This is a genomic window from Patescibacteria group bacterium, from assembly GCA_004297215.1.
Taxonomy (GTDB): domain Bacteria; phylum Patescibacteriota; class Patescibacteriia; order UBA9934; family GWF2-40-263; genus 2-01-FULL-63-20.
Genome location: SCUM01000001.1, coordinates 1 through 16,820, shown reverse-complemented (window position 1 = coordinate 16,820; position 16,820 = coordinate 1). Strand labels below are relative to the sequence as shown.

Sequence of the window (16,820 nt, the reverse complement as noted above, 5' to 3'; positions counted from 1 at the left end):
GAGATCCTTCAGGCCTGATGGCCTTCAGGATGACGCGCCCTCTGCTCATGAGATCCTTCAGGCCTGATGGCCTTCAGGATGACGCGCCCTCTGCTCATGAGATCCTTCAGGCCTGATGGCCTTCAGGATGACGCGCCCTCTGCGGGCGCGTCATTTGGCCTTTTTTCGTTGTTCGGCCTCTAGCCGTTCGATTTCCGCCTGGATGGCCTGGTCGTCGGGGGCCAGCTGGCGCGCCACTTCGTAGTGGGAAATCGCCTCCTTGAGCATGCCGTTGTCGGCGTACCACTTGCCCAGGCGGGTGAGCAGGCCGGGGGTCTGCCCCAGGTTGCCGATGGCCGCTTCGAGGATGACCTGTATCTCCGCCCGGCGCGCCGGGAAATGCTCGTCGATGAGGTCCGCGAGCTTGAGATAGGTGGGCTCGTACGCGCTCACGTCGGCCGCCGCGCGCAACTGCGCCTCCGCTCCCGCGTAATCCCCCATCTCGATGAGCGCCTGGGCCAGGTTCTCGTGCGCCGCCGAGTCGTTGGGGTTTGACGAAAGGATGTCACGGTACGCGGCGGCGGCCTTCTTAAGATCGCCCACGGAATAATACAGGTTCCCCAACACCAGGAGCTCGCTTATGTCGCGTTCCCCTTCGGCCACCGCCGCCTCCTGGGCCGCGATGCGCTCCTCAAACTTGGCCATGTTCTCCGCGTCGATCCCGCGGTCCACCAGCTCCAGGAGCGCCGGAGCGGCCGGATGCGTCGCGCGCCAGCTCTTCCCCGCCCAAAGCCCGCCCACGATCACGACGACGGCGGCAGAAACGATCACGAGAAGCTGTTTGGGACGCAGGGGCATAGTGGGGGCAGGATAGCGAAAAGAATGAGACTCGTCCAGAAGCCCGCTACCCCTCTCCTTACGAAGGAGAGGGCATGGGTGAGGTCGCGCGGTCCGAAACGCAAAACCCCGCCTCTCTCGAGGCGGGGTTTGCTTGGCGTTTCAGGGAGTTACCCCTTCCGCGCGCAGGTCAGCTAACCCGGAGGTTAGTAGACGAGCGTGCCGCCGGTGACCGACAGGTTCTTCACGCGAGTCCCGTCGATGTCCTCGTCAGCGCCCGTGGTGGGCGTGAGGTCGGACTCTTCATCGTCCCAGACGATGGCAGAGAAGCCCACAGTGTCACCCTCGGACTGGTCCGGGATGTCCACGCGGATCGAATCGTCTGCCACCGCGCCAGTGGTGTCGATCTTCAAGACGTACGTCTTGATGTCGCCAGCACTGATTTCCTCGGCCGGATGCGTCGTGTCGCTCTCCATGTCGAGGAAGGCGTAGGCCAGCGGATCCGTACCAAGGGTACATCCCGCAGCGCCGTCCGCCTCCGCGAAGGTCCAGTCGCCGACAAGGCTCGCGCCGTCCTCGCCGAGGTCGTCGTCGAGCTTCTCGCTCGAGTCGTCCATGTCGTAGAACTCGAACAGGGTCTCATCGCCGATGGTGCCGCAGTCGGCCCAGCCGCTGCCCGTCCCATCGAACGTGGTGATCTTGAACGCCACCTCGTCGAGGGTCACGGAGCCGCGGGAATCGGCCGCCACGGTGAAGCGGAAGACCTCCGAGAGGCCAGGCGTGCTGGAGCCCGACGGGCTGCCAGAGGCGAGGCTGATGGTCGGCTTGGTCTTGCGCACCGTCATGTCGTTGGCCGGGACGTAGGTCGCGACATCGGCTTCGGTGATCGTCTCGCCGGAACCGGCGCCGACCGCTTCGAAGTCGTTGTCCGTGTCGTCCTCGTCGGTGGCGTCCAGGTTGAGCTGGATCAGGTCACCCGAGGTCGCACCCGTGGAAGACACCCCGTTGGTGTCGATGATCACGGAGAGCACGCGGGTGGAATCCACCGGCACGTAGAAGTCGAGGCCGGAGAAGTTCGCGCTGCCGCCAGAGAGGAAGCCGGTCTTGCTGACCGTGGTCCCCGCCTGGTTCTGGTAGCTGAGCTTCACCGTCGCGGCGATGTCGTCGGAACCGGCGGCTCCGACGTCGTCACCGCAGGTGTCGTCGCCGTCGGACGCGTCGACGCAGTTGTCGAGGGTGAGCTCCTTCACGATGAAGGCCTCGTCCGAAGCGTCGAACTTGAACTTGGACATCGAGACCCCCGTGGCCGAGCCAAGGATGATCGTCGAGTTGGCCGTACCGCCGTCGAGCGTGACGGTGATGGAGCCGCTGTCGATGACCGAGATCACCGTGTCGGCGCCGGCGCCTTCGTTGCCGTCCACGAGGGTGGCAACCACGTCGTCGCCGTCCTCATCTTCGGCCTGGATGTCCGCGGCCGCGTCGATGAAGAGGTTGTAGTCGTCATCGCCGGCGCCCACCTGGTCCACGTTGGCCAGGTTGCACTTGGCGATGAGCTTGGCCGTCTCGCCCGCAGCCACCGTCCAGTCGAAGTTCTCGAACAGGATGACGCTGTCGAACGGAGTGGCCACCGCGGTCGTCTCGATGGATTCCGGACCGTCCACCAGTGCGCCGGACTCGCTGTCATAGAGCGAGCAGGAGCTGATCTGGTCGGAGACGTTGATGTCGTCGTCGTCGTCGAACGCGCCATCGGAGTCCCCGTTGATGTTGAGGTCAAGGTCGGTCACCGTCACGTCGGAGGCGTCGCCGGCTTGGAAGTTGAAGCCGACCATTGCCACGCCGCTGGTGCCCTTCACGAAGGTGCCGCTGGTGGGCGGTTGTGCCACCTCCACGTCGAGCGACGCGTCGGTAGCCGTGAAGTCGTTGCCCACGAGCAGCGCGCCCGGGACGATGTCGCTATCAGCGAGATCGTCGCCGTTGGCGTCCTCGGCGATCACCGTGGTCATGTCGATGGTGACGCTGAAGGACTCGCCTTCGATGCCGTCCTCGTTCTCGAGGTCAGCGGTGATCATGAGGTCGAGCGTCTGGCCCGCGTTGACGGTCTGGTCGTCATCGAAGGTGAGGGTCTGGGTGTCGTCGGCGCCCACGGCACTCAACTCTTCCGGACCCATCCAGGCCGCGCCGGAGGCGAGGCGGACGGTGATGTCCTGGAGGTTGGCGTCGTCGTCCTCGTTGAGGAGGCCGCCGTCGTCCACATCGTCTTCGCCGTCGTCGTCGCCGGCGTCGTCCGCGTTGTCCGCGTCACAGTCAAGTGCCGCGCTGTTGGTGCACGCCACGTCGACTTCGAACTCCTGGATCTCGGCCAACTCTTCGGCCGTGATCGAGAACTTCATGAGCACCTGGTCCTTGCCGTCGATCTGGATGTCGTCGGAGGACGGGCCGTTGAAGGCGAAGGTGAGCTGGCCGCCTTGCACCTCGGAGAACGAGCACTCGTCGGTCCCGTCCACGCAGAGGGAACCGGTCTCGTCGTAATCCGTGATGTCCGCGGACAGGTTGAAGAGGAAGTCTCCGCCCACGGCGAGGACGTCCGCCTCTTCCTCGATCGCCACCTTGACCTCGTCCCCGGCCTCGCCGCCGATGTCGGCGGAGAGCTCCAGGTTCTCGCTGTCACCGTCCTCCACGAGGAGCGGGTTGGTGAGCACGAAGGTCACGAGCTCGCCGCTGACCGTCCCGGTGCCGAGCAGGGTCGCCCCCTTCCACAGCTTGTAGTTGCTGTGATCGGCCGAGTCGTCGACGTTGAGCGTGATCTGCTTGAGGCTGGCATCCTCGCCATCCGCCTCCACCGTGAACTTCGCGATGGTCGCGCCGTCCTGGCCGATGGTGGGGCTGGCGATCGTCCCGTTCTTCGTGATGGTCACCGCACCCGCCTCCGTGGTGGAGAAGGTCATGAGGTTGCCCATCACCGGGAAGTTGCCGGAGACCGTGGCCGTGCCGGAGACGTCGCTCGAAGAAGCGATGCCCAGGCTGGCCGTGTCGCCGGCCGCGCCGGCGCCGATGTCGGCGCGAGCGGAGAGGTAGATCATTTCGCCGGCGGCCAACGAGAGGTTGAGGCCGGAGAAGGTCGCCTTGCGGGTGCTCGAATTGATCGAGCGGCCGTCCGTGAGGCGGGTGTCACCCTTGTAGAGGTACACCTGGTCGAGGTTGCCGACCGCGCCCACGCCGCCCAGGGTAAGCACGATCTGGTTGATCGTGACCGAACCCGCGTTCGCCAGGAGCTTGAGCTTGGTGAAGCCCACGGACGAGGCAAGCGACGGCACCGTGGCGGAAGCCGGGGTGTCGGAAGCGAGGGAGACCGAGAGGCCGCCCGTCACGCCGCCGCCCAGCTGGGCCACGTCGCGCAGCACTGCCTCCGCACCAGAAACGTCAGCGCCCGCGGTGATGCCGGCCAGATTGACGCCGGAACCCGAGAGCACGAAACGCGACTGCATGCGGTTGCCGGAGAAGCCGGCGCTGGTGACCATCCGCTTCTGGTTGTTCCAGAGCAGGTAGTTGTTGCCGCCGCTCGAAAGCACCATGCCGTTGTAGCCATTGCTGGCCGACGCGAGCGAGGCGCCCACCGAGTAGTCCACGAAGAACACGTCCGCAACGTCGTCGATGAACGTGTTCCAGTTGGCGCCGGCCAGAGCCACGGCCACCGGCTCGGTCTCGATCCAGCGGATCTGACCCTGCGGGGTGACGGCGTAGGTCTTGTTGTCCGACTGGATCTTGATCCAGCGGGAGCCCGGGCGGTACACCACGTTCCCGGCGAGCGGGATCGCAGCGAGAGCGCTGTCAGACAAGGTCTGGACCCCGGAGAAATCCGAGAACCAGGTCATGTAGGTCTTTTCGTTGGGGAAGGCGTAACGGGCGCCGTCCGACGCGAGGTAATACAGCGTCGAAAGGGTCGTTCCCTTGATGAGGTCGCCGGCCGAGGCCGCGCGAGCCGTCATCGGGGCCACGAACGCGGAAATGCCGATGGACCAAGCGATGGTCATGGCAGCGACCGCGATCGTGAGGGCGCGCTTCCCAATGCGCAATGAGTGGGTCATAACGTGATTTTTACCCGGCTTTTGGCCGGGCGAACCTTTGTGTTCTCCGGCGCTAGCGCGCCTGGAGGTTGGAACGGATGCGGCTCCTTGTGGGAACCTCGACCTTGGGCATCTGTCCGGATTGCGAGAGACCGGGGCTCTCTACCCCGCACCCTTCCCTGTCCCTACAGGAAGAGGTGCGGGGCCCCGACCAACGGTCGGGACCGGAGCGACCTAGAAATTGGGTGGCGATTCAGGTGCGGGAGCCGTGAGTGAGAGCTCGAGCTCGAGGATGGTGGGCTGCACGCCGTCTATCGCCTGTTCGACCGCATCGAGCGCCTCGAACGCGCGGCGGTACCCACCCACGGCGAACGCGTTGGTCGCCTCGCTGATGGGCTTTTCCTGGCTCGTGACCGCCTGGCGCGCCTGCGCGATGCGGCTCCCGCGATCGGCATCGAGCGCGTCGGCCTTGGAGATGGCTTCCTTGATGGCCGTGAGCCGCGCCGTGGAGAGCGCGATGAGGCTGCGCACGGAGGTGAGCTGGGACTGGAAATTCCTTTCGATGACGCGCGGGTCGCCCCCGTTCTGCTCTTGCGCGTTGACGAGCGTCTCGACCGCCGTGGAATTGACCTGATCGACCGCGGCCTGGGCATCGGCCACCTCTTGCATGACCGACGGCTCTCCGGAAGATCCTTGGGTGAGCAGCGCCTGGTACTCATCGGCCTTTTGGTCGAGCACCAGGGCGAGGTCCACGGCCTCCGACGGGCTGTCGATCCCCACCGCATCAAGCTGCTCCTTGGCCGACACCATCTCCTGGGTGAACCCCTCCACCGCGGCCTTGAGCTGGGCCTCGCGGCCCGGGCGGGAGGAGACGGACAATTCCCCGACCTCCTGCAAGCGTCGAGAGGCGAAGTCCGCATGCAGGCGGGCGCGGCGCACGCCGGAGCTTGCGAGCGTGAGCTGCATGCGCTCCGTGGCAAGCTTCACTGGGTAGAGCACGTCGCCTGGAAGGCTGGAGAAACTTGCGTTCACCGTGGTGACCCAGCCGCCGAAGATGAGGGCGAACACCGAGGTACCGACGGCGAGCGGACGCGCGACGGCATGTGACAGGACGAACAGGGCATAATCCGCGTATTCGCGCAGCCCATAGGGAACCGGCTTCGGAGCCTCGACGCCGAGCTCGTTCCAGAAACGGTTCATGCACCGCTCGGCGCGCGCATCGTCAAAACCGCCCCCGAGTTCGGGCGCGTCTTTTACTCGATGAAGCAGATTGACGATGTCCTTCTCGGTCATGCGCGTGGCGTAAAGAGAGTACGTAGCTTCTTCATGGCCCGGTGGAGGGCGACGCGCGTGGCGCCGTCGCTCTTTCCGATACGTTTAGCGATATCGCCCAGGGAGCGTCCTTCGAAGTGCCGCATGAGGATGATCAGGCGATCCTCCCCTTCGAGCTGGTCGAGCAGCTCCTTCGCCAGCTCCACGTCCGCAGACTGGGTCATGGATCGGTCTCCGGAGCGCTCAGCCGCGATGTCCATCCCCGCTTCCTGCATGGACTCGATCGAGACGTTCGGGACGCGGTGTCGATAGAACTCCGACACGACCCCGCGAGCGACCGTGAAGATGAGGCCGCCCACGCTCTCCACATGTTCCGCACGCGTGAAGTAATTCCACGCCCGGAGCAACGTGGTGTTTAGCGCATCCTCTGCGTCCTGCTCCATGGGGAGCTTGGAACGGAGATATCGGTATGAGGTGGAACGATAACTCACGACCAATTCCCCAAAGGCCCTTTGATCCTTGAAGGCCCTGATCCGATGCAGGAGAAATTGTTCTCGCAAGCTACTCACAATTACTGTCTTGTCGGTTACATGAATCGTTACAGGAACGGCTTACGATAGCCTAAAAACCGTATTTATTCAATAGTTTAGGGTCACGTTGACGAAAATAGGCATGTTTGTCTACAATATTGTATAAATGCACGGGCGATAAGGCCTTAGGCAAGAAGGCTTGAGGGAAAACCCTTAACGCCTTAATGCCTTTACGCCTGAGGCCTTATCGCCTCCCGATTCTTATGCCTCTCGCTTCCATCATCCGCGTCTCCGTTTCCGAAGCGGCCAGGCTGTTCGGGGTGCATCAGCGCACCATCCGGCGCGCCATTTCCGACGGGCAAATCACCTATGTCGTGGTGCAGGGGCGCTACAAGATCAATTTCGAATCCCTGCTCAAATGGAGCCAGCAAACCACCACCGTTCGCAACAAGCGGGACCGCGCCGGCATAGGCCAATACGTGGACCACTGGAAAATCCGCAATAAGCTGTACTCCCCGAACCCGAAAACCCTGCTGGAAGAGGGGGAAGGCGCCTCAAAATCATAGCAGAAATCCCCCTGTTTTTCACGGGCGAAAACCCCCTGTCCCGACCGAAGCGTCGGGGTTGACGAAACAGGGGTTTTTTGCTATAGTTGCGCGTCGTATGAAAATCGCGATGATCGGACAAAAGGGCGTTCCCGCCGTCTCCGGCGGGATTGAGCGCCACGTGGAAGAGCTCTCGGTTGAGCTCGCCGCGCGCGGGCACGAGGTGCTCGTGTTTTGCCGTTCCTGGTACACCGGGCGCAAGGAGCGTGAGTATGCCCATCGCGGCGTGCGCTGTCTCACCGTGCCGTCCATCCGCACCAAGCACCTGGACGCCATCACGCACGCCTTCCTCGCCATCGTGCGCGCCGCGCGCGAGGATGCGGACGTGTTCCACATCCACGGCGTCGGCCCGGCCCTTCTTTCCTGGCTCCCCAAGCTCCTGCGTCCGCGCGCCGCGGTGCTTGTCACCTTCCACTGCATCGACCGCCACCATCAGAAATGGAACCTGATCGCCCGCATGGCGCTGCACCTTGGCGAGTGGATGTCCTGCTACGCGCCGGATGCCACCATCGCGGTGTCGAAGACGCTGCAGTCCTACTGCCGCCTCTCCTACTCGGCCGACACGGTGTATGTGCCAAACGGCGCCCGCGCTCCGGAATGGACGGACGTTTCCCTCCTCGAAGCCTTCGATCTCGTGCCGGGCAAGTACCTCATGTTCTGCGCCCGCCTCGTGCGCCACAAGGGAGCCCACCTGCTCGTCGAGGCCTGGAAGGCCCTGCGTGAGCGCCGCCCGGACATCGTGATGGGTTGGAAGCTGGCCATCGTCGGCGGCGGAGCGTTCACCGACGGCTATGTGGACGAACTGCGCGCCTCGTGCGAGGACGATGATTCCATCGTGCTCACCGGGCCCCGCTCTGGCATTGAGCTTTCCACCCTGTTCGCCCATGCGGCCGCGAACGTCCATCCGTCGGATTCCGAAGGGCTCCCGCTCGCGATCCTGGAAGCCATGTCGCATGGCAAGGCGGTGCTCTCCTCGGACATCCCGGAAAACCGCGAGCTCACCGAGGAGCACGGTCTCGTCTTCCGCCGTGCCGATGCGCGCGATCTCGCCATCAAGCTCGAATGGATCCTCACGCACCCCGATGAGGCGCGTATGATCGGTCGCGAGGCCCGCGTGTACGTGGCCCGTTCCTATGACTGGGGCGACATCGCGGACACCACTGGCTACCTGTACGAAGCCGCGCTCGCCGAGCGCACGTGGCAGGAAGCGACGTGAACGAAAACTTGAAACGTGAAAACTTGAAGGACCAACGGACACGTGAAAGGACGAAAAAGCGAAACGGTTTGAAACGTTTCGCTTTTTCATTCTTCCAGCCTTTTCCTCTCCCTTTCAAGATTTCAAGTTTTCACGTTTCAAGTTTTTCCTATCTCCCTGTATATCCCCATCAATTTCTCCCTATGCCTCCGGACATGGAAGGTCGTTTCCGCCTGGCGCCGCCCTTCACGGCCCATCGAGCGGCGGGCCGCGTCGTCGTATACCATCCGCAGCACGGCCTCGGCCCATCCGTGCATGTCGAGCGGGTTCACGAGGAAGCCGGTCACCCGGTCCGTCACCACTTCGGACATGCCGCCGACATGGCTCGCCGCCACCGGCTTTCCCGCGCGCATCGCCTCGAGGGCGACGAGCGGGAACACTTCGTGCACGCGCGAAGGAATGAGCACGGCCGCTGCGCCGCGATAGAGTTCGTCGAGATCGACCCCGAATCGGGATCCAAGGAATTCCACGTTCGTCAGGCCATGGGCGAGCACGTGCAGCCGCGTCTCGTCCGGACCGGTCCCAACGATGCGGAATCGCACCTCCGGCAGCACTCTTGCCACCCGCAGCACCGTCTCGACCCCTTTTTCCGGGACCAGGCGGCCGACGAACAGCACGTATCCGTCATGGTCGAACCGCGGTGCCACGGCATCAGGATCGATCCCGTGAGGAAGATGGCGGATCTTTTCCTCCGGGAACCCGGCCGCAACGAGGCGACGGGCCATGTATTCGCTCGGACAAAGATAGGCGTCTATGCCGACCTGATACGCCTTGGATCGACGGTGTGCGGCAAAGGTGAATGCCTGCGCGAACGACGCGACGTATGACTTCTTATGGAATCGGCTCATCGTTGCCGCGACGACACCTTTCCCTTCGATGCTCGGTCCGCATCCGTCCGCCCAGAGGTTGTATGACGGGGAAACCAGGTGATGGTCATGGACCGTATACACGCACGGGACCTTTTCTTTGGAAAGCGCATCGAGCACGGATGGCGAAAGCTGGGTGTAAATGTTGTGGACATGGGCGACGTGCGGCCGCGTTTGCCGTATCAGCGTCTTCATCCCCCGACGCGCGGCCCGATTCCAGCCCATGCTAAGGAAGGTGCGCAGGCCGGACGCGCCGAAGCGGACATGCTCGGTGTCGCGAAACGGAGGGAATAACCCGTCATAGGGCGTCGGGATGTTGTCCGGATGCGCCATGGCAAACGGCACGACCGCGTGGCCTTGCGCGGACAACCAGTCGGAAAGATCGAGGGCGTATCGTTCGGCCCCGCCGCGCGCGAACCAGAATTTGTTGACCTGGAGGACTGTCATAAGGCGATAAGGCCGTAGGCGTGAAGGCCTTAGGCGATAAGGCCTCAGGAATGGGGTGAATTCCGTAGGATTAGTTCGTTGGTCATGAGAAGCACCTCATTGAGGTGATTCAGTATGTCCTGCGCTTGCGATTGAGAAAGATAACCGATGCGGACCGCTAACAACAGCTGCGTTTGAAGCTCTCCGCAAGAACCGAACGCAATGGATAGAAAACGTCTGAACTCAGCAGGAGTACCCCGTAATTTACCTTCGGCAATATTAGAAGGGACGGAAACCGCGCTTCTGCGCATTTGGGACGTGAGACCGAACATCTCATCTTTCGGGAACGATTTCGTAATTGCATAAATCCTTTCAGTCACTACCATCGCTTTCTGCCAGACGATCAAGTCTTGGAATGTCTTCACCATACCATCCTAAGGCCTTATCGCCTAAGGCCTTCACGCCTATTTAAAGCCACCAACAACCCGCCGAACAGCCAAAAATAGTATCCGTTCGTGCGGATCTCGAACGCGGTAGACAACAGCCCGATGAGCGCGAAACCGACGAGCGCCGCGGCATAGCCTGCCGCGAGCGCGCGCACCTGCGGATCCGCATGCGCTCGCGCCATGCGCACGGCGTAGGCGAACAGGCCGACGTACATCCACAAGAACAGGGCGATGCCGACGGTGCCGGTCTCGCCCCACATCGAGAACCAGTTGTTGTCGATGGCCCCTTCGGTCCCGAACACGCCGAACGGCAGGCCGAGCGCGTCGTAGGCGGCGGTGTTATGCAGCGCGGCCACGGCTCCCCCGCCGTACTGCCCTGGCCCGAACCCGAACAGCGGCGAGGCGGGAACCACGGTGAGCGGGGTCTGCACGAGCCAGAACACGCGCCCGAGCCCGTAGTATTCCCCGCGCCACCTTGCATAGCTGAACGTCTCGTAGAAGCGTTCCACTAGCGTCTGTCCGGGCGCCTCGGTGATGAACCGCACGTTCAACCCGCTCGCGAACACGTAGAGGCCGGCGACGATCGCCACGGACGCGAACGCCGCCGCCACGCGCTTGTCGCGCCTGAGCACGAGGGCGATGAACAGGAACGCGAGCAGGAAGGCGAACCAGGAGGCGCGGGAATAGGTGAGCGCCAGGGCCGGAAGCGCGAGCGCGAACAGCCAGGACAGGTCGCCGCGCTCCTTGCGCCAGGCCGGCTCATAGAGCATGGCGACCCCGAACGGCAGGAAGAACGCCAGGAAATTCCCCAGCCGGTCGTACCGGCCGAGCGTGGCGAACACGCGCGAACCCGGGTCCCAGAACTGCTCCACGCCCGCGGTGAGTGTGATGTCCCCGAACGTCCGGGCGTCGGACGACAACAAGAGCGCGTCGAAAGGCTCGCCGATGAAGGACTGCGTGAGCGCGATCACGGATTGCAGGAAGACGACGCCCAGCATCACGTACGTGAGCCGCAGCGCGAACCCTTTGGGAGGCCGCAGGAACACGACGACGAAGAACACCAGCACGAACCGGATGATCTGGCGGATGCCCAGCGCAGCCACGGTGGGGTCCACTGCGTTGATTGCCACGGAGGCCGCAAGCACCAGCAGGAACAGCATGAACGGCAGCCCCGCCGGGGTCTGTTCCAGCTTCCCCTGCCCGGTGACCGACCGCCAGGCGACCACGGCGCACAGCAGGTAGATGAGCCCTTCCGAAAAGAACCGCGCGAACAGGTAGATCTCTTCGGGCATGAACTTGAGCAGGAACGGCTCAAACGGGAGATACACCGCCAGGAACGCCACGGTCCACAGCGGGCGCAGGAACGTCATCACCACGAACACGGCCGAGAGGATGGCCGACAGGACGACGAGAGGCGAAAACACGGCCTGCGCGGCCGCAAGCAACGCCAGCGCGATGAACAGCCCGGCCACCAAACGCCTTCCATGCTCCTCCGACAGGCGGTACGCCGCCCGCAAATCAATGCGCATGCGTGCATTTTACCAAAAAAAAGAGCCCCGGACCATCGTTGGTCCGGAGCTAGGCCTCCTCATCGCGCAGCAGGCGTGGTCACTGACAGGTGCCGTCGTTCGTGCCCACCGTGGTATCCGTGCTCGCGAAGTAGCGGAACGACACGAACGTGATCCCGGTGTCTGCGGTCCCGAACAGCGGGTCGCCTTCCACGCACGCTGAGCGCATGTCGACGTAATCGTAGCTCGCATCTTGCGTCGTCGCCAGGTCCGCCGGAGCAGGTGCCGTGCACGAGTCGCGCTCGAAAGCGCTCACGTACAAGGCGTCCCTGATCCGCACGTCCCCGCCGAACCTGGACGGGTCGTAGCAGTACGCCCCGTCGGAGAGCCGCGGCGACACGCGCAGGTTTTCACTCAACACGTTCGGCAAAGCTCCGGGGACTCCGCTCACGAGTTCGGCGAGGATGAACGCATCCTCGCCGTCATGGCAGGCGAGGTTGAAGACGAGCGTGGCGCACACCAGGTTTTGGTGTCCATTCACGTCCGCTTCGATTCCGACCGTCACCCCGCCATCGCCCTCACCTTCGCCTTCACCCTCTCCCTCTCCCTCGCCTTCCCCGCTTCCGGGTCCGGCATCGGGAGAAGCGTCGGGCTCGCACAGGTCGGTCGACTCGTTGCAGGTCGTCCCGGGTCCGCAGTTCCCGCCACAGGGCGACGGAGTCCCGGCATCACCTTCCCCTTCGCCCTCGCCCTCGGCGGGTCCGGCGTCGACGGGGTTCGGCATGCACAGATCCGTCGTCTCGTCACAGGTCGTCCCGAGCCCGCAACGCCCGTCGCACGGGAGCGCGGTACCGGCATCGCCTTCGCCTTCTCCCTCTCCTTCACCCTCGCCCTCGGCGGGTCCGGCGTCGGGGAATCCCGCGTCGGCAGGACCGGCATCAGGAGAACCGGCGTCCGGAGGGATCGGATCGGGCATGCACAGGTCGGTCGCCTCGTCGCAGGTCGTTCCGGGTCCGCAACGCCCGTCGCACGGGGGCGGAATCGGAGCGACCTCGCACAAGCCCGTGACCTCGTTGCACGTCGTCCCAGGGCCACAGTTTCCGCCGCAAGGCGTCGGGGTTCCGGCATCGCCTTCCCCCTCCCCTTCGCCTTCCGCAGGGCCAGCATCCGGGACCGGACAGATCGCGTCCGTGCCGCTGCAATCCTCGTCCTTCCCGTTGCCGCAGATGTCCTGGGCGCCGGGATGGATCTCCTCGTTGAGCGGGCGGCAATCGTTCACGACCTGCGGGACCACATACCCGTCCGGCCTCACGCACCGCAGCAGGGCGTCGGCGCTGTCGCCATACCCGTCGCGGTCGAGGTCGCGCAGGAACACCGTGCGGCCGAGTACCGTGCCGTCCGTGTCGAGATCGTCGGCCTTCCCGTCGCAGTCGTCGTCAAACGCCGCGCCGTTCACGAGTTCGCAGATTTCCGGCTTGCCCGGCGCGCGACGCGGATTTTGGTCGTCGCAGTCCCCTTCGCAGGTGCTGTCGCCGTCCCGGTCCATGTCGAGCGATTGTCGCAGTCGATCCCGGTCGTCGCAGTCGCCCGAACAGGTGCTGTCGTGGTCGCCGTCCCGGTCGCGCTCGTCGAGATTCGGATCCGTATCGTCGCAGTCGAGTTCGTCTCGCGACAACCCAGGACCGCCGGGCCAGCACGCCTCCACCGGCGCGAGCGGGTTGCCGTTGCCGTCGCCGTCGGCGTCTTCGAACAGGGTCGCGGTGACCCCTTCGTCGACGTCGCCGTCGCAGTCGTTGTCGACGTGGTCGCAGGTCTCGGCGGCTTCCGGATGGGTGAACCGGTCGCCATCGTCGCAGTCGCCGCGAATGGCCACGAAACCGGCCGGTCGTTGACAGGCGACGACGAGCTCCGAAACCGGGGCGTCATCATCGCCGTAGGCATCACCGTCACCGTCCGGGAACCACGTGGTCACGTCGGGGGCGCCGGGTTCGTCTTTCTCGCCATCGCAGTCGTCATCGACGTCCACGGTGGCGCAGAGCTCCGGCGCGCCCGGATGGATGAGGACGTTGCCGTCGTCACAATCCGTCGCGTCGAGCGTCGACCTGTCCGGCAACGGATCGCAGGCATTCACGCCCACGTCATTCGCATCGCCGTACGGGTCGCCGTCGGCATTTCGATGCCACGTGGACGTGCCTTCGGCCGTCGGCTCGTCGCCGATGCCGTCGCAGTCCTCGTCAACGTCGAGAGCGTCGCAGACCTCTTGCGCGCCCGGGTTGATGTCAGGATCGTCATCGTCGCAGTCGCGGTCGTTGTCCGCATACCCGTCCCGTTCGCAGTCGAGGACGAGATCCGCGGCCGACGCATCCGTGTCGCCGAAGCCGTCGTCGTCCGTGTCGGGAAACAGGATCTTGCGCTCGCAGGGGGGCTCTCCCTCTCCCTCGCCTTCTCCTTCACCTTCTCCTTCACCTTCCCCCTCTCCTTCACCTTCACCTTCTCCCTCGCCGACGACCGGCTCGCAATGAGGGCCGATGCCGTCGTCGTGGTCACGACAGCCGAAGCCGTCGGGGCAAAACACACCAGGTCCGCATTCTCCCTCTCCTTCCCCCTCCCCTTCGCCTTCGGCGGGGGGATCGTTCCCGCAGCCGCCGCAACCGGCGACGAACAGGAACAAAAGCCCGATCAGAGTCATCAGGGAGCTTTTCATCGGTCTCTACTCCGCGTTTGTCGCCAATGCCGCATCACAAGTCACGTGCGGCAGGGCTGTTGTGAAGGTCGTGACTTGACCCAGCCCTTCAAGAAAAGGCTGGGTCAAGTAGCGAACATTAGCCAAAAAATGACTACTTTTTGTATCATGCTTTTTCCATTTTGTCAAGAAAAAGACCCCCCTTTGCTCTGATGAGCTTCGGGGGGCAGACATTCAGTCAGGACAGGATGCCGCGGGATCGGCTGGCGTGCATCCGTCCCCGGTGGGCTCAAAGTTGGCCTCTGCCGCACGCCAGCATCCATCAATGAGATACTGGTCCACGTTGTCCTGGTCGCGATCGCACAGGGTTGTCCCTACCGAGCAGGTCGGGAACAACTCATAGTAGTCATAGCTGCCAGGATCCGACATGTTCAGCGGAGCAGGTTCGGTGTCCGAGCTCCGCTCGAGCGCGCTCACGACGAATCCTTCGAAGCAGACGTCGACAAGGAACGAGGCCCAGGAGAAGCACCAGCGGTTTTCCGCCGGCCGATAGGGGATGCGGAACCGCTCATCGATCGCCACCCCCACTCCGAGCGCACCGTTGGTCGGGATGAGGTACGCGTCAGCCGTCTCGTGGGACGGTCGATGGAACCCGCCTGGGCCAAGGCAGATCAGCTCCGGGTCCGGGTCTGCATCTTCATTCTCCAGGCCGAACACGGGCTCTCCTTCGCCCTCCCCCTCGCCTTCTCCGGGCCCGGCATCGACGCCGGCATCAGGCTCACCGGCGTCTGGGTCTTCCCCGGCGTCGAAAGGACCGGCGTCCGTTTCACCGGCATCAGCCTCCCCCGCATCGTCGAACCCGGCATCGGTGCCGGCATCCTGCGGAGGGATTCCCCCGTCGAGCTCCGGGTCCGGTTGAGAGACGTCGATACACGAGCCGGCCGAACAGGCATTTCCTGGTGAACAATCCGCGTCGGACCCGCATGCATACACCGGCGGGGTGCACCCGGCGGCGTATGCGGACGCGACAAGGAACAGACCGCAGAATAGGCGTTTCATCGGTTCCTTTCTGGTAAGAATGAGCGAAGGGAGTTTTCTATCAAGAAAATTCTCTTCTGTCAACACCTTACACCCACCCCCAGAGGCCCGTCACACGCGCATAAAAAGAGCCCCGAGCCATGCGCGTATCGCATGTCTCGGGGCGTGTCGCCGTAGCCTCGCTTCTCGAGCCTACCCGATGCAGAGGTCCTGGAATGGGTTGTAGTCCTGGCCGGACGCGCACCCGTTCCCGTCCTCGACGGCCGTGTCCGTGGCTGCCGAGTACTTCACCCTCTCCCGGAAGTAGGACGAGTTGTCACTATCCATCTCGCAGATCGGACGGCCCGCTCCGCAGAACTCATAATTCTCGGAGTAATCCCAGCCGCCCGGGTCCGTGATATGCACGGGCGCGGGTGCGCTGTCCGAATTCTGCTCGATCGAACTCACAAGCACCCCTTCGAAGGTCACGTCCGCCCCGAACTTGGAAAGGTCGAGACAGTACTTCCCGTCCGCAGCCCGCATGTACACCTTGAGGCTTTCGTTCAAGGCTCCCATCTGGATGTTGGCCGAGGCCGGGAAGTGCCCCTTGAACGGGACCCAGTACGCCGGGGCGCCCTGGTGGCTCGCCCGGTGGAACACCGGCACGCCACACAACTCCTTCTTGTGCCCGCTCGCGTCCCCAGGCTTCACCTCCAAGGCATAACTTGCCGAAGGCGGAGACGACGGATTGCCCGGGTTGGCGACGCACGCGTCGCTCCCGTCGCAATTCGCGTCCACGCCGTCGGCGCACACGTCGGCCGCCTGGGGGTGGACGTTCGGGTCGTTGTCGTTGCAGTCCGCCACCGTGGAGTACCCATCGTTGTCGGTGTCGACCGCTCCGCCCGAGGGCGGGTTGTTGGGAGCGCACGCGGCATCGCTGCCGCTGCAGTCCTGGTCGATGCCGTCGCCGCAGGTGTCCGTGGCTCCGGGGTGGATCGCCCCGTTGTTGTCATTGCAATCGAACCCGTTGGCCGTGGACGCGCCGTCGTTGTCGGCATCGACCGCTCCGCCCGAGGGCGGAGGATTGGGAGCGCAGGCGGCATCGCTGCCGCTGCAGTCCTGGTCGATGCCGTCGCCGCAGGTGTCCGTGGCTCCGGGCTTAATCAATGGGTCGTTGTCGTTGCAGTCGAGGACGGTTGAGATTCCGTCGCCGTCGGCATCGGCCGCTCCGCCCGATGGCGGATTGTTGGGAGCGCACGCGGCATCGCTGCCGCTGCAGTCCTGGTCGATGCCGTCGCCGCAGGTGTCCGTGGCTCCTGGGTGGACCGCCGC

At 64.1% G+C, this 16,820-nt stretch carries 11 protein-coding genes and 5 pseudogenes; 4 read left to right on the top strand and 12 right to left on the bottom strand.

Going from position 1 to position 16,820, the window contains the following annotated elements; genetic code table 11:
• Positions 1-150: 150 nt before the first annotated feature.
• The 4 genes from EPO34_00080 to EPO34_00065 all read right to left on the bottom strand — a co-directional run bounded on the left by EPO34_00080 (position 151) and on the right by EPO34_00065 (position 6,748).
• The gene (locus EPO34_00080) at positions 151-837 is read right to left on the bottom strand and encodes a tetratricopeptide repeat protein (protein TAK03549.1); all 687 of its coding nucleotides are present in this window, start codon (positions 835-837) and stop codon (positions 151-153) included.
• A gap of 185 nt (positions 838-1,022) precedes the next feature.
• Positions 1,023-4,901, bottom strand: coding sequence for a hypothetical protein (locus EPO34_00075; GenBank protein ID TAK03548.1), 3,879 nt, complete (start codon positions 4,899-4,901; stop codon positions 1,023-1,025).
• A 213-nt stretch (positions 4,902-5,114) separates the two neighbouring features.
• Complete coding sequence (locus EPO34_00070) at positions 5,115-6,173, bottom strand: hypothetical protein (GenBank protein ID TAK03547.1); 1,059 nt, start codon at positions 6,171-6,173, stop codon at positions 5,115-5,117.
• Positions 6,170-6,748, bottom strand: a complete 579-nt coding sequence (locus EPO34_00065; protein ID TAK03546.1) for a sigma-70 family RNA polymerase sigma factor — start codon at positions 6,746-6,748, stop codon at positions 6,170-6,172. Before EPO34_00065 ends, EPO34_00070 begins: the two co-directional genes overlap by 4 nt.
• Positions 6,749-6,906: 158 nt before the next feature.
• Here EPO34_00065 and EPO34_00060 point away from each other — a divergent pair, with 158 nt between their 5' ends.
• Both EPO34_00060 and EPO34_00055 read left to right on the top strand, forming a co-directional pair.
• A complete protein-coding gene (locus tag EPO34_00060; GenBank protein ID TAK03545.1) occupies positions 6,907-7,248 on the top strand; it encodes a DNA-binding protein in 342 nt (113 codons plus the stop codon).
• A 97-nt stretch (positions 7,249-7,345) separates the two neighbouring features.
• Complete coding sequence (locus EPO34_00055) at positions 7,346-8,503, top strand: glycosyltransferase (GenBank protein ID TAK03544.1); 1,158 nt, start codon at positions 7,346-7,348, stop codon at positions 8,501-8,503.
• A gap of 137 nt (positions 8,504-8,640) precedes the next feature.
• Here EPO34_00055 and EPO34_00050 read toward each other — a convergent pair whose 3' ends face one another.
• The 3 genes from EPO34_00050 to EPO34_00040 are packed head-to-tail and all read right to left on the bottom strand — an operon-like array spanning position 8,641 to position 11,809.
• Entirely contained in the window at positions 8,641-9,855 is a 1,215-nt protein-coding gene (locus tag EPO34_00050) for a glycosyltransferase family 1 protein (protein ID TAK03543.1), read from the bottom strand.
• A 44-nt stretch (positions 9,856-9,899) separates the two neighbouring features.
• The gene (locus tag EPO34_00045) at positions 9,900-10,262 is read right to left on the bottom strand and encodes a four helix bundle protein (GenBank protein TAK03542.1); all 363 of its coding nucleotides are present in this window, start codon (positions 10,260-10,262) and stop codon (positions 9,900-9,902) included.
• 14 nt (positions 10,263-10,276) lie between these two features.
• Positions 10,277-11,809, bottom strand: coding sequence for a hypothetical protein (locus tag EPO34_00040; GenBank protein ID TAK03541.1), 1,533 nt, complete (start codon positions 11,807-11,809; stop codon positions 10,277-10,279).
• 542 nt (positions 11,810-12,351) lie between these two features.
• Here EPO34_00040 and EPO34_00035 point away from each other — a divergent pair.
• A pseudogene (locus EPO34_00035) lies at positions 12,352-12,561 on the top strand (DUF3443 domain-containing protein).
• A 413-nt stretch (positions 12,562-12,974) separates the two neighbouring features.
• On the opposite strand, the pseudogene EPO34_00030 reads toward EPO34_00035, so the two are convergent.
• From EPO34_00030 to EPO34_00020, 3 pseudogenes are all read right to left on the bottom strand, one after another.
• Positions 12,975-13,256: pseudogene (locus tag EPO34_00030) on the bottom strand (hypothetical protein).
• A 300-nt stretch (positions 13,257-13,556) separates the two neighbouring features.
• A pseudogene (locus EPO34_00025) lies at positions 13,557-13,760 on the bottom strand (hypothetical protein).
• Positions 13,761-13,775: 15 nt separating this feature from the next.
• Positions 13,776-14,066 (bottom strand): annotated as a pseudogene (locus EPO34_00020) (hypothetical protein).
• A gap of 148 nt (positions 14,067-14,214) precedes the next feature.
• Between EPO34_00020 and EPO34_00015 the strand changes: the two are divergent.
• Positions 14,215-14,409, top strand: a pseudogene (locus EPO34_00015) (serine/threonine protein kinase).
• Between the two features lie 296 nt (positions 14,410-14,705).
• Here EPO34_00015 and EPO34_00010 read toward each other — a convergent pair.
• A complete protein-coding gene (locus EPO34_00010) occupies positions 14,706-15,530 on the bottom strand; it encodes a hypothetical protein (GenBank protein ID TAK03540.1) in 825 nt (274 codons plus the stop codon).
• Between the two features lie 171 nt (positions 15,531-15,701).
• Positions 15,702-16,820, bottom strand: a 1,119-nt coding sequence (locus EPO34_00005; protein ID TAK03539.1) for a hypothetical protein, incomplete at its 5' end; no start/stop codon positions are given.